Raw genomic sequence first — 13,721 nt, forward strand, 5'->3', positions numbered from 1 at the left:
CCTCGATGGTTCACCCTGGCATCACCGCATCTCAGCAACCGCTCAACCCCACCGGGCGCCGTTCCCCCGCAAAGAAAAACGGCCGCAGGCGCACGCCCACGCCGTTGCCGATAAACGCCGCCACCAACCACACCCAGCCGTGCAGGCTGCCGGAGGCGATGCCGCTGAAATACGCGCCGATGTTACAGCCGTACGCCAAGCGCGAGCCGTAGCCGAGCAGCAGGCCGCCGATCACCGCTGCGATCAGCGAGCGGGTCGGGATTTTCAGGCTGGGGGCGAAACGTCCGGCCAGGCCGGCGGCCAGTAACGCGCCGAGGACGATGCCAATGTCCATGACGCTGGTGATGTCTTCCCACACTGGCGCGGCCAGGGCCTTGGCATTGCCGGGCATCTGCCAGAACGCCCAGGCGCTGACGTCGACACCCAAACCACTCGCCACTTTGGCGCCCCACAACGCGAACGCTGAGGTAATGCCCCATGGGCGCCCGGCCAGGGCCAGGGTGGCGTAGTTGAGCAGCGCCAGGCCAATCGCGCCCCATACCAATGGCCACGGGCCGCGCAGGAAACGGCGCAGGCCCTGGTGTTCGCTGTGCACGCCGGGTTCAAGCTGGCCGTGACGGCGCTTTTCCAGGCGGACGGTAACGGCAGCGATGAGCGCGAACATGGCCAGGCTGGCGAGCAAGGCCGGCAGCACGCCGAAGCTCTTGACGATGGACACCGCCGGGAATGCAGGCAGTGCAAACCACCAGTCCACGTGGTGGGTGGCGATCAGCGAACCGCAGATAAAAAACAACAGTGTCACCAGCATGCGCGCATTACCGCCGCCTACGGTGAACAACGTCCCCGACGCGCAGCCGCCGCCCAACTGCATGCCGATGCCGAAGATAAACGCGCCAAATACCACCGACACCCCGGCCGGCGCCACCAGACCGGTCACCGGTTGCCCGAACAAGGTACCGGCGCCCAGCGCGGGGAAAAACAACAGGACTGCCAGCGCAAGCATCACCATCTGTGCGCGCAAACCGGCGCCGCGGCGCTCGTTGATGAAGACGCGCCAGGCCGAGGTGAAGCCAAAAGCGGCGTGGTACAGGGTGAGGCCCAACGCGGCGCCGACAGCCAGCAACAGCACTTGCCGCGAGCCGACGCTGGTTTGCAGGAACACGGCGCCCAGCACCAGGATGATGAAGGCCACCCACGGTGCAAGGGGCTTGCGCGTGGAGGCCAGAGGAAGGGAGGTGCTCATGGCGGATCTCGGTTGGTTTGAAGGAATGGTGCGAGGGAGGGAGTATAGAGTGAAGTAGGAGCTGTCGAGCCCCGGCGAGGCTTAATGCCAGTCAGTTAAGGGCGAACACTGTACCTGTGGCGAGGGAGCTTGCTCCCGTTGGACTGCGCAGCAGTCCCATTCTTTATAGACAAAGAGCAGGTCCGCTTCGCGGCCCAGCGGGAGCAAGCTCCCTCGCCACAGGTCACTTTTTACCCTTTCAACTTCTTAACTGACTGGCATTACGGCGAGGCTGCGAAAGCAGTGGCTCAGGCAATCAAAACAGCCACTGTCACCCCGCTGTCAGCCGCGCCCCACCGACCCCGACACCGGAAGGTTGCCCAGCAACTTGAGCCCGGTGGTCTTCACAAAGGTGGCGTAATCCATCGGCCGCTGAATACGTGTTTCGGCATTGGGCAGCACATAGGCCCAGGCCCGCTTGGACGAGGCGTCGTACACCAGTTTGAACAGCCGCGTCGGCACCCACACCTGGTTATCGCCGATGGTGCCGTAGCCCGCATCGAACAACGGCCCGGTGAACACATACACATCACCGCCGGCGCGCACGGCGAATTTGCGCACGTCGGCCTCGACCTTGCTCCAGATCTTGCGATTGTTGGTGGGGTCTTGGGGCACCATGTTCGACAGCGCAAAAGACTGGGCCATGGCTTTGGCGTCGGGTGCGTCGGCGGCCGGGGATTGGTGGCCACGGTCTATGGCCGGGTGCTGGCCGTGGTAGTCGCTCAACTCCGCGCGCCCCGCCTTGGGGATGCGCGGGTCGGCGTAGAAATGGTTGGTGCGCTCTTCGCCTTTGGCGTCTTTGAGTTGACGCGCGTTCAAGCGCTCGACCACCAGCAGCGGCGTCTTGCTGGTTTGCGAATACAGCACGGCAAAATGGTCGGAGCACAGCGCCAGCGGCTTCATGCTGGTGGGGACAGTGGCGGTTTTGATCGGTGTGGCGTCGGGGAAAATATCGGCGCAGCTGTCGAACGAGAGGCGTTGTTCCTGGCTGGAGTAGAGGTCCATCGCCACCTGGGCATGTGCCCCGGTGGACAACAGAACAAGGGCCGACAGCCCAACAGCAAGCTTGCGTAAGTGCATGTTTTTAAATCTTATCGTGAGGATTGAGCGGGACTTATGGACCCTCACATTGCACTTTAGTGCGGCGCCTGTCGGATCGAATTCCACGCGGCTTCGGCCAGTCGTTCTCGATACGCCTGGGGGCTCTTTTTAACCTTGGCCGACAGCCAGGCTCGCGAGTAGCTTTGCGCTGCGCCAATGATCAGCGAAGGGATCAGTTCAGCGGGCAGGTGGCTGAAATATTCCTGGCGTCCCTCGGCGCTCATCCAGTCCTGCAACTGCCGGTTGCGCTGGCGATTACGCGACACCAGTTCGTCCTTGTGCGGGCCGTTGGATACGGCGAAACGGCTTTGGAACATAAAGCGCGCCCAGTCCGGTTGTGCGTCTACCCATTCGACATAGCTGTACACCAGCGCAACGATCCCCTCGTGCGCGGTATGGGCATCCTGCAGGTAGCGATCGCGCAGCGCCGCCTGATCTTCCAGCGCCGCGAAAAATAACGCCGCCACCAGCCCTTCCTTATTGCCGAAGTGATGATAGATGGCCCCCACACTGGTATCACAGCGTGCGCGAATGGTCTCGATGTTGGTCGCTTCGATGCCCACCTCGTTAAAACACGCCAGTGCCTCACGCAGGATGGTGCGCTTGAGGTCGCTGCGCCGTCCGGGAAAGGTGCGCTCGATGAGGTCGATGGAATGCATGCAGGAAAGCGCCAAATGAAAAGGAGTTTATAGGTTGATCGGCCGGGTTGACACTCGCAGATAAAACGGAATATTGTTCCGCAACAGAATATAATTCTGTTAATTAACCCTGAGGATATCCGATGAGCCAAGCACTGAGCATGTTCAATAGCGTAGGCCCCGCTGCATTCAGCAACCTGGCGTGCCAGATGGCGCCGTACTTCAGCACCATCAACCCCGAGATCGCTGAGCTGCGCCCAAACCACGCGGTGGTCACGGTGCCGTTTCGCAAAGAGATCACCAACCACCTGGCCTCGGTGCACGCAATTGCGCTGTGCAATGCCGCCGAACTGGCCGGCGGCATGATGACGGATGCTTCGATTCCGGCCGGCGCCCGCTGGATTCCCAAAGGCATGACGGTTGAATACCTGGCCAAGGCGAAAACCAACATTCGCGCGGTGGCCGACGGCAGCAGCGTCGATTGGCACAGCGCCGGGGACAAGATCGTGGCGGTGGATATCTTCGATGAAGGCGACATCAAGGTGTTTACCGCGCGCATCACCATGAATGTGAAACTGGCTTAGGCTCGGCTCAATGCCCCACCGCCGCCGGCCCATCGGCAGAGCGTTTTCCCGGTTTGAAGCCATGGGCCCGCGCCGTCCACACAATGCACAGCGCCACGCCGACCAACACCAGCATCGCCCACGGAAACGCCGCTACCCCCCAGGTGTCCAGCAACACTCCCCCCAGCACGCCACTGCCGGCGATTGCGCTGTTCCACGCGACTACGTTCAGCGATAACGCCACATCCGCCCCATCGCCCGCCGCATCCGCCAGCGCGGTTTGCAACAACGTGGCGGCGCCGCCGAAGCTCAGGCCCCAGACCGCCACACCGAGGTAGATCATCTCAGGCCTTGATCCCAACGAGCCGAACACCCCACTGACCAGCGCGAACGTCGCCAGGCTCACCAACACGGTGCGGCGCAGCAAAGGCTCGACCAACCGAGCGGTGATCCAGATGCCCGCCAATGCGGCGATCCCGAACACCAGCAACACCAGGTCCACACGCTCGGCCAACCCTGCTTGCGCCACGAACGGTGCGATGTAGGTGTACAACATGTTGTGCGCCAGCATCCAACTGATCACCACCGCCAGCACCGGGCGCACGCCGGGGGTGGTCAGCACTCTACCCAGCGACAGCCGTTGGTGCGCGGGTTGTGGCGCGTAGTCCGGCACTTTCACCAGCACCCACACGATCAATATCAGGGTCAGCCCCGACATCAGGCCAAAGGTGGTTCGCCAGCCCACCAGCCCGCCCAGCCAAGTGCCCAATGGTACGCCCAGCGACAGCGCAATCGGCGTGCCGACCATCGCCATCGCCAGCGCCCTGCCCTGTTGATGGGGCGCGACCATGCGCCGGGCGTAACCGGCCAACAGGCTCCAGGCCAACCCTGCCGCGACACCGGCAAAAAAACGCGCCACCAGGGTCACGCCATAGTGGGAGGACAACGCCGTAATCGAGTTGAACAGCAAAAAACCGACGATGGTCAGCAGCAGCACATTGCGCCGACGCCAGCCACGGGTGGCGATGGTCATGGGGATCACTGCCAGCACCGAACCCAGCGCATAGGCCGTGACCATCTGCCCGGCCATCGACGGCGAAATCGCCAGGCCTTCGCTGATCAACGGCAACAGACCGGCGGGCAGGGTTTCGGTGACGATGCAAATGAAGCCGGTCATGGCCAGCGCGAGCAAGGCGCCGACGGGCAAGCGTTCGGACGAGGCCGATAAAGTCAGTGAGGGGGTCACGGGAGGCTCCTTGAAGACAACTTAAATACTGATCGATACAAATGTTGCAGGCGAGCAGACGCGTTGTCAACGACTTATGTATCGACTAGTATTTATCTCGCTTTCCAGAGGAGACTTCACATGGCACAAATGGGCCGCCCGCGTAATTTTGATCGTGAACAGGCCGTGGAACAGGCACTGCACCTGTTCTGGCAGCACGGCTACGACGCCACTTCCCTCGCCCAGCTCAAGGCCGGACTGGGCGGCGGCATTTCCGCGCCGAGTTTTTACGCCGCGTTCGGCTCCAAGGAAGCGTTGTTCGAAGAGTGCGTGCAGCGTTACTTGGCAACCTACGCCCGAGTCACCGAATGCCTGTGGGATGAATCCCTATTGCCACGCCAAGCCGTGGAAACCGCGCTGCGTCAATCGGCGCGCATGCAATGCGAAGACGGCCATCCCAAGGGCTGCATGGTGGCACTCGGCGTGATGAGTGCGCCAAGCCCGGAAAACGCGCGGGTGGCGGATGCGTTGACGCAGTCGCGGCTGCGCACGCGGGCGGGGATCGTGGCGTGTGTGGCGCGGGCGGTGCGCCTGGGCCAGCTGCCAGCAGCGACCCAGGCGACGGTAATGGCGACGGTGTTCGATAGTTTCTTGCAGGGCGTTTCGATACTGGCCCGCGATGGCGTGCCGCACGCAACCATCGACGCGGCGATCAGCCAACTCTTGCTGACGTGGGATGTTGCCGCGTCCATCACTCCGCCTTCACTGGCCCATTGGGCGACAGCGACACCCTGAGCTACCGCCTGGTCCTGCTACGCCGCCAATACAGCGACCGCGAAGAACCGGAACGCTCGCTGAGCCTGGCGGCTGGCAAACGGGCGGGGATGAACACCGTTAATCATCAATAGCCCAAATAATAAAGGCGCTCCGAAGAGCGCCTTTATTCATCGCGGCATTACTGCTCGCTGATGGATTTCACCTCAGCCTTGGCCGCACCCCCAATCGCGATGCGCTTAGGCTTCGCTTCCTCCGGTACAACCCTGAGCAGATCAATGCTCAGCAAGCCGTTGGACAGCTGCGCGCCCTGCACTTCGATGTGGTCGACCAGGCGGAACGACAGGCGGAACGCGCGCTGAGCGATACCCTGGTGCAGGTAGGTGATGTTTTCATCGTGTTCACGCTTGCCGCCGGCGACGGTCAACACACCTTTTTCCACCTGGATCTCCAGGTCCTCCTCCACCAGGCCGGCAGCCGCGATGACGATTCGGTAATGATCGTCGCCGTGCTTTTCGACGTTGTGAGGGGGATACGTGGTACCGGCCTCGCTGCGAAGCGCCGATTCGAAAAGGTCGTTGAACCGATCAAAGCCTACGGAATGACGGAACAGTGGGGCCAAAGAAAGCGTAGTAGCCATTGCAAAATCTCCTGAGTTTTCTCCAAGTGATTTAATACGCGACCCGGATTCGGCATCGCGTAAAACCTAAGTAGGTTCAGGGGAAAAAATTTCAAGCGGTGCACCCAAAAATTTTTTAAAGGGCTACTCCACGGTCTCGGTCACGCCCTGGTCCTCCCCCAGAAACCCGCCGCTTTGGTGATGCCACAGGCGCGCATACACCCCGTTTTTCGCCAACAGTTCAGCGTGGGTGCCTTGTTCGATGATGCAGCCGTTATCCATGACGATCAGCCTGTCCATGGCCGCAATCGTCGACAACCGATGGGCAATGGCGATCACGGTCTTGCCTTGCATCATGTCATCGAGACTTTCCTGGATGGCGACTTCGACTTCCGAGTCCAGCGCGCTGGTGGCCTCGTCCAACAGCAGGATCGGCGCATTTTTTAGCATGACCCGCGCAATCGCGACGCGTTGCCGCTGGCCGCCCGACAGCTTGATACCGCGCTCGCCCACCAGGGTGTCGTAGCCGCTATGGCCTTGCTTGTCGCTCAGTTGGCTGATGAACCCATCGGCCTGGGCATTGGCGGCGGCGCGGCGGATCTGTTCGTCGGTCGCATCGGGGCGGCCATAGGCGATGTTGTCGCCAATGGAGCGATGCAGCAGGGACGTGTCCTGAGTGACCATGCCGATGGCGCTGCGCAGGCTGTCCTGGGTGACGTGCGCGATGTTTTGCCCATCGATATAAATCGCGCCCTTGTCCACGTCATAGAAGCGCAACAGCAGGTTGATGAGCGTGGATTTCCCGGCGCCGGAGCGCCCCACCAGCCCGATCTTTTCGCCTGGGCGAATGCTCAGGCTGAGGCCGTCGAGCACCTGGCGTTCGCCGTTGTAATTGAAACTCACGTTGTCGAAGGTCACTGCACCGCCCGTGGTAACCAGCACGCCGGCATCCGGCGCATCCTGTACCTTGGGGCCGCGGGCCAGGGTTTCCATACCGTCCTGCACGGTGCCGATGTTCTCGAACAACGCGGTCATCTGCCACATGATCCAGTGCGACATGCCGTTGATGCGCAACGCCATGGCAATGATCGCCGCCACGGCACCGGTGCCGACTTCGCCCTGGTGCCACATCCACAGGGCATAACCGCCTGCGCCCATGATCAACCCGACCACCAGCGCCTGGTTGACGATCTCGAATTGGCTGACCAGGCGCATCTGGCGAAAGCCGGTCTGCTTGAAATCCTCCATCGCCGCGCGGGCGAAATGGGCTTCACGTTTCGAGTGGGAGAACAGCTTCACCGTGGTGATGTTGGTGTAGGCATCCGAGATCCGCCCGGTCATCGACGAGCGCGCATTGGCCTGCTCCTGGCCGACCTTGCCAAGACGCGGCACGAAGTACCCCATGGCAAGGCCGAACAACGCCAGCCACGCAATGAACGGCAGCATCAGCTTGGGATCGAAACCGCCGGCCAGTGTGATGATTGCGATGAAGTACACACCGATGCCGGGGGCGATCTCGATCAGGGTGAACAAGACCTCGCGCACGGACAGCGCGGTCTGCATCACCTTGGTCGTGACCCGGCCGGAAAACTCATCGGAAAAAAACGAAAGGCTTTGTCGCAGCATCAGCCGGTGAAAATCCCAGCGCAGGCGCAACGGCAGGTTAATCGCCAATACCTGGTGCTGCACCATCGTACGCAACGCCACCAACCCGATACTCGTCACCAGTACGATGCCAATGCCCCACAACACCCGACTTTCCTGCCCGGCCGCTTCGCCGCCGGCCTGCCAGGTCGACAGCAGGTCCACCACTTGCCCGAGAAAAGAAAACAGCCACGCTTCGTAGATCGACACACTTGCACTGAGCAAGGCGAGCGCAAGGACATAACCGCGCGCACCGCGTGTGCAGGCCCACAGGAACCGCGCCAGCCCCTCAGGCGGCGGCGGTGCTTCGTCGGGAGGGAAAGGGTCGAGCCGTCGTTCAAATAGGCCAAGCATGGAGCTCTCCAAAACAATCCAGTTGGGAGATTCTGGCATTTAACGGCGGCGTTGAGGGTTTTGCGGGGGAGTAAAGGTTATTCGGACCAGAGCCTTTTGCAGGTTGGAGGAAAATAGGGGGCAGAGCCTGAGGAGTCCCCGATTTTATTCTTAGAGCACGCAGATTGTGGATAGTGTGGTGGGAACGACATAAACGTTTGAAGGTGCCCCTGCCCCCCGGCCAGCATCAACTGAAGCCGCACCCGCTGCGGCTTCTGTCGTTGGCCAGTCAGCGGCGCGGAGTCTGCAAGGCGTGGTAGCCGTAATCGGCGCGAGCTTTGCGTAAAGGAACGCCCGCCTCGATAGCCGCACGAATATGCTCTTCGGCCTGGTGGATTTCTTCGGCCACCGCCAGCACTTGGCTCAGTGAACCGGCCGGGATCACCACCAGTCCATCACCATCGCCGCGCAACCAATCATCGGGTTGTACCCGCACGCCGCCCAGCGTAACGGGCGCCTGGATCGCTTCGACACGCACGCGATCCTTGCCGGTGCGCATCCAGTTACCCCGGGAAAAGATCGGGTAGTTAAGCGCCAATGCACGATCGACATCACGGCAGATACCGTCAATCACCGTCCCGGCCAATTGATTACGGGCGGCGGTAGAGGTCAGCAAATCGCCCCACACGGTGGTGTCGAGCCGCGCCTGGTTGTCGATCACTATCACCTGACCGGCCTCAAGGTCGTCGATGTAGTCACCCACCGAGCCGCCGTCCAGGCCAACAGGGCCGTAGCGCAGGGTCCAGGCTTTACCTGTGAGGTTGAACGACCGGTCCAGAGGCATGATGTCGGTGCACTGGCAAACGATTTTCAGGCGGTCCATCGCATCGCTGAGGTCGGTGCAACTCAGGGCGTTGATACGGGTAAAAAGAGAGGTCTGCATGATGTGGCCTTCCTTGTGTCCAGTCGGTTAACGCACGATCGCGGCGTTACTGAATGCATGGATCTTGTCGACGATCTGGCGCGATGCCGTCCTGATTGCCGTGGTGGTATTGCCGGCGATATGCGGCGTCAATTGCGCGCGGGGAATGCCGGTCAGTGGAGAGTCGAACCGGTCCTTTTCCAGGGCAAAGGTATCGATGGCGACCGCCTTGATATGCCTGGGAAACTGGCGCATGAAGGCTGCCAGTTGGTGTTCGTCAACGATCCCGCCGCGTGCGGTATTGATCAGGATTGAACCTTGGCGCATCTGCCGGAACTCGGCAGTGCCGAACAAGCCTCGGGTCAGCGTGGTTAGCGGTACGTGGATCGAAATGATGTGCGCCTCGGCCAGTAACTGCGCCAGGCTTGCTCGTCGTTCAAGCTCAAGGCTGCGCGCCACCGGTTCGGTGAAACGCTCCGACCCTGTGGCGATCACCTTGATGCCTAACGCCGCCGCCTTGCGTGCTACCTGCCGAGCAATGCTGCCGGTGCCCACCAGCCCAAGAGTGAGTTCAGCGTATTCGGAGGTAGGTGCCAAGGTGCCTTTTGCCCAATGACCTTTGTGGGTTTCAGCGTTGTAGTAATCCAGGTCACGAGACAGAAACAGCACTTGGGCCACGACGTATTCGGCAACAGCGGCCGCGTTGGAACCCGGCGTGTTGAGTATCGCCACGCCACACTGCTCGCACTCTAGCCGATCAATATGGTTAACCCCGGCGCCTGCCTGGGCAATGGCGCGCAGTGGTGTAGACAGCGCGGGTGAGGTGGCTGCGCGAATCAGGCTGGCGCCTAAGGGGATATTCAGGCGTGTCTTGAACACGCTATAACCCCCGGCCTGATTCACGGCGGCAATAAAGTCAGGCTCGTCGTGGCAGTTAATCTCGGCATAGTGAATGCGCGTGGTGTAATGCTGCCGGATGCGGTCCTTGTCCGCGAAATAGTGCAGATTGAGGGTAACGGCCAGGCCCAGGTTAAGAAAGCGATCGACTTCCTCAAACAGCAACGGGGGCCCGGGGGCATCGAGTATCAGGGTAGTAAACGCCATTCAGTTGATCCTCTTGGAGGGTAGCGCCTGCCGATACCCAGGTTGCCCTGGATATCGGGACTGATCACCAAGTGAAATGTTGGGCGCTGGTGGGATCGACCAGACCTGCATCGGTACTGGCGGCCGCGAGGAACCCGCTGTAGAAATCATTCAGCGACGAAGACTGGATGAACTCGGGATTGCTTTTGGCGTAGATGAGAAACAACCGATAGATTCTCAGGTTCTTTTCCTTGCGATAGACCTCTGCCTTGAGGCTAGGCCACGGGTTGAGCAAGCTGCTTTCCTTGATTTTCCATGGATCCACCCACTCGGTGCCGGTAATGGCTCTGTACACGAAGCGCTTACCTTCAATCACTTCCAGGTGCAGGCTGGCCAGCAGCTGTTCTGCCGTTCCGACTGCTTCGGTCTTCAAGGCTTCAGCCAGCGCCAGGATGTTGGTCTTCTCCGGGATGCTGCCGGTCAAGGTCAGCCAGGCGCATTTCAGGTCGGTTCGCGCGATGGCATAGGCCATACCTTTGACGTAGGTATGAAAACTCTCATCCTCGTTAAACGCCGTCGACAATTGCGCTGCCGGCTCTCGCGCAAACTGCCCGACGCCGATCAGTTCGCTGTGTAACCCACCGGCCAACAGCGCACGGGTCCAGGGAATCGCACGAATGGCATCTGGGCGGGACTCGAAAACCTTGATGTTAAAGATGCGAGAAGGCGGCCGGGTGCCCTTGGCGGTGACCCTGACCACATCGAATCGCGCCAGGTCCCGCAGCAGGGAAGGCAGGGCTGGATGCTCGAAGAATGTCGCATGGTAGCGGCGCACCACCTCAGCCCAGCGTTGAATCCTGCCCATAACGACCTCCTCGAACGGTTGCGGCTGGGGCTCGGCGTGCATGCGGTACAACTGGCTGAGGAAGTTGACGGACTGGTTGCGGGTCAGCAGATGAGCGCGCATCTCCGCGCACCCGGCCAGCATGAAGCGGGTTTCCGGACCCTCCAGCGCACCGAACTCCTGCAAGGTCTCGGCGATCACTCCGTTACACCGTGCGTGTTCCCCGCCCATGATTACGTGGACAACCACCTCGACACCGTAGCGGGCCGCGATCCGCTTGTGCTGGTTGGCAATAGCCATGTTCAGTTTGTGCATGGCCTTGCCGCCTTGTTTGCCGGTGTCGCTTGGGCCAAACGTGATGTATTGGCGGTTGCCCCGCGTTGCCAGGTGCTGGCGGTACAACGGGTTTTCGTACACCTCATGCACCGTCGCCAGCGTGCGCTCGGCACCCGCAAGGTCTTCGGGTTGCAGGGCGATGTCGATTCCGTCCCGCACCTGGGCCGCCTTCATCAGGAACAGCACCTCCAGCGCGCTGAGGGCCGAGGTGTATTCGGCGATCCCGTGGATTTTCATGCGGTCGCGATACCGATCGATCATTTCAAACCGCTCGAGCGCATTGCGCGCATCGTGCATGCGGATGTAGCTCGGGTCCTGCTCCATCAGCGCGATGTAATCCTGGCCGGCGTATTGCTGGGCTTTCTTGGTGTAAATCGACGCGGTGCGTTGCAGATAGCCTTGCCACAGGGCCGCAGGAGCCTGGGACTCGTCGCCTTCCAGCGCGACCTCAAGCGCGGCCTGGCGCGCACGCTCATCCAGCTCATGATAGTGCCGGCCCTGGCCCAGGCCGATGGTTTCCAGCCATTGACTGGAAAGAATCTCATCGACCACGCTGCTGAACATCTCGGCGTTTTCACGAAACTCGATATCCAGGTAGTGAAAGCCAAACGCATGCACCCGCAGCAGCAAGCGGTCAATGGCGGCCGGCTGGGTAAAACGGATGCTGCCCAGTGCTTCGATCAGCTCGGCGGGCTGCTCGAAATGCTCGGGATGATCCTTGCCCAGGCGTGCGCGAATCTCTTCCAGGCGATGCCGTGCGCCGCCGTTCTTGATCAGGCTGTCGATATCAGCGATGTAGCGATTGCGCAGCGCGGTTTCCAGCGCCACGACCAGGGTTTCGGTGTGCTGGTTGGTGTCATAGGGGCGGCCATCTTTGTCGCCGTATAACCAGGTAAACAAGGTCAGCCATTTTTCCTGCGGCGCCAGGCCCAGGGCGTGATGCACGTCGGGTAACGCGTCATACACACTGTCGGCGTAAAAAATCTGCGACTCGATATCGGTGCCATTACTGCCCGACCACACGGCGTTGTACAACTCCAGCAGGAGCTGCGCAGTGGCCTGGGATTTTTTCATGCCACGGTCTTCGATGTGCTGCGCCAGTTTCTGCAAGACCAGCACGACGGAATGCTTGAGCTGGTCAGTCTCTTTGCACAGCAGCCCCAGGCTGATATTTACCCCCGACGGCGCTGCAATCAACTGCGAGTCGAGCGTGAGCAACTGACGGGGCAGGCTGGCTTGCGAAGCGATCTGGGTCGCCACACTCCTAACCGACAATTCGAACAGCAGTTGCTTGATCAGCAACAGCTTCCAGAAAGCCTCGACGTCTTTGCTGGAGCGGGATTCGAAGAACGCCTTGCCCAGGGCCGCGGCCAATTTCGAATCACCCTTGTCCAGATACGACAGCGTATCGATTTCAGCATAGATCCTGAGGCAGGCACGGGCATGCGGGGTGTGGGAAGCATCATCCGTGTTGGCCTTGAGTGCGTGCTCCAGTGCTCGCCATAGAACGTCATGCAGTAGCGCGGGGTTGGTATGGCCGATTGAGGGGCGAGTTGATGCATTTTCCAGTATGGAGTTGATCACATGATTCATGGGTTCAAGCCTCGATAATTGTCAAATCCCTTGTTTGCAGTGCGCCGGACAGACACACGCAAAATCATCAATGTCCCAGGCTTAACCCACTGCGTCGCAACGAACGGAACTCACCTGTTCGCCGACAGAAAGCCCCCTTGTCGGTACCGAAAAACGGCAAAAAAAATGAAACAACTTGTTACATCTGTGAGCAATAAAACATGCTCCGAATTTTTCGACAAAAGACCTTTTTGGAATAGACAGCTAGAAAAAAATGATAGGTAGCTAATAAAAATCACAGCACTGATTCTGCTTTAGTGCCGATGTTTTTTCTAAAACCCTGATTATTCGAAATTAAATCCACCCGCCCAAAAACGCTCGCCCCGGGAAGAATCTCGCGTAGGCACAACCTGCGAGCGCAACCTAAACAATTCTTCATAAACACGACTTTATGAAAAAGCAGAGCAGGCTCATTGCCACCTCTTTATAGTAATGTTTTGCATTAAGCGCTTTACCCAAGGAGTGCGCGTTGGCACTTAAAATTCGCTCTGTAAGTCCGCTTGGAAAGTGCTCGACATTTGATTGAGGTACACCAGTAAAGTCGGTGGAGCATCCGATACACTGCATACGGACGTTGTAGTCATCCCTTCAGAATGGTCATTGGCACGCGTGGCAGTGATGCAAACTCCCGCCCCCAACTTCGCCATCTCATTGTGATAATCATGCTGGGTACAACTCCGCTTTGATTGGATTCAAGCATGCGACAAACGCTATACAAATAGAGG

The 13,721-nt window shown here is 60.0% G+C and carries 12 protein-coding genes; 2 read left to right on the plus strand and 10 right to left on the minus strand.

All coding sequences use genetic code 11. The features are described 5' to 3' along the window. Positions 1-31: 31 nt before the first annotated feature. The 3 genes from V6M90_RS03940 to V6M90_RS03950 form a co-directional block, all read right to left on the minus strand. Complete coding sequence (locus V6M90_RS03940; RefSeq protein ID WP_332846112.1) at positions 32-1,243, minus strand: YeeE/YedE family protein; 1,212 nt, start codon at positions 1,241-1,243, stop codon at positions 32-34. A gap of 321 nt (positions 1,244-1,564) precedes the next feature. Then, entirely contained in the window at positions 1,565-2,362 is a 798-nt protein-coding gene (locus V6M90_RS03945) for a DNA/RNA non-specific endonuclease (protein WP_332846113.1), read from the minus strand. Between the two features lie 56 nt (positions 2,363-2,418). Further along, positions 2,419-3,042 carry a TetR/AcrR family transcriptional regulator gene (locus tag V6M90_RS03950; RefSeq protein WP_003175192.1) on the minus strand — a complete coding sequence of 208 codons (624 nt, stop codon included), beginning with the start codon at positions 3,040-3,042 and terminating at the stop codon, positions 2,419-2,421. Between the two features lie 122 nt (positions 3,043-3,164). Here V6M90_RS03950 and V6M90_RS03955 point away from each other — a divergent pair, with 122 nt between their 5' ends. Then, positions 3,165-3,605 carry a hotdog fold domain-containing protein gene (locus V6M90_RS03955; protein ID WP_003175193.1) on the plus strand — a complete coding sequence of 147 codons (441 nt, stop codon included), beginning with the start codon at positions 3,165-3,167 and terminating at the stop codon, positions 3,603-3,605. Between the two features lie 7 nt (positions 3,606-3,612). Here V6M90_RS03955 and V6M90_RS03960 read toward each other — a convergent pair whose 3' ends face one another. Further along, entirely contained in the window at positions 3,613-4,830 is a 1,218-nt protein-coding gene (locus tag V6M90_RS03960; protein ID WP_332846114.1) for an MFS transporter, read from the minus strand. A 120-nt stretch (positions 4,831-4,950) separates the two neighbouring features. Between V6M90_RS03960 and V6M90_RS03965 the strand changes: the two genes are divergently transcribed. Next, positions 4,951-5,604: a TetR/AcrR family transcriptional regulator gene (locus V6M90_RS03965; protein ID WP_003175195.1), complete on the plus strand. Its 654-nt coding sequence runs from the start codon at positions 4,951-4,953 to the stop codon at positions 5,602-5,604. A gap of 160 nt (positions 5,605-5,764) precedes the next feature. Here the strand turns inward: V6M90_RS03965 and V6M90_RS03970 are convergent, their stop codons facing one another. From V6M90_RS03970 to V6M90_RS30090, 6 genes are all read right to left on the minus strand, one after another. Further along, positions 5,765-6,223 (minus strand): Hsp20 family protein, encoded by a 459-nt coding sequence (locus V6M90_RS03970; RefSeq protein WP_003175198.1) that lies wholly within the window; start codon positions 6,221-6,223, stop codon positions 5,765-5,767. 123 nt (positions 6,224-6,346) lie between these two features. After that, complete coding sequence (locus V6M90_RS03975) at positions 6,347-8,200, minus strand: ABC transporter ATP-binding protein (RefSeq protein WP_003175199.1); 1,854 nt, start codon at positions 8,198-8,200, stop codon at positions 6,347-6,349. A gap of 268 nt (positions 8,201-8,468) precedes the next feature. Further along, positions 8,469-9,122, minus strand: coding sequence for an RraA family protein (locus V6M90_RS03980; RefSeq protein WP_003175201.1), 654 nt, complete (start codon positions 9,120-9,122; stop codon positions 8,469-8,471). Positions 9,123-9,149: 27 nt separating this feature from the next. After that, positions 9,150-10,205, minus strand: coding sequence for an NAD(P)-dependent oxidoreductase (locus V6M90_RS03985; protein WP_003175202.1), 1,056 nt, complete (start codon positions 10,203-10,205; stop codon positions 9,150-9,152). A gap of 64 nt (positions 10,206-10,269) precedes the next feature. Continuing rightward, on the minus strand, positions 10,270-12,957 hold the full coding sequence (locus V6M90_RS03990) for a phosphoenolpyruvate carboxylase (protein WP_332846115.1): 2,688 nt from the start codon (positions 12,955-12,957) through the stop codon (positions 10,270-10,272). Between the two features lie 515 nt (positions 12,958-13,472). Continuing rightward, positions 13,473-13,643 (minus strand): flavin reductase, encoded by a 171-nt coding sequence (locus V6M90_RS30090; protein WP_080547112.1) that lies wholly within the window; start codon positions 13,641-13,643, stop codon positions 13,473-13,475. Positions 13,644-13,721 lie beyond the last annotated feature (78 nt).

This window comes from Pseudomonas lactucae, assembly GCF_036688725.1.
Taxonomy (GTDB): domain Bacteria; phylum Pseudomonadota; class Gammaproteobacteria; order Pseudomonadales; family Pseudomonadaceae; genus Aquipseudomonas; species Aquipseudomonas lactucae.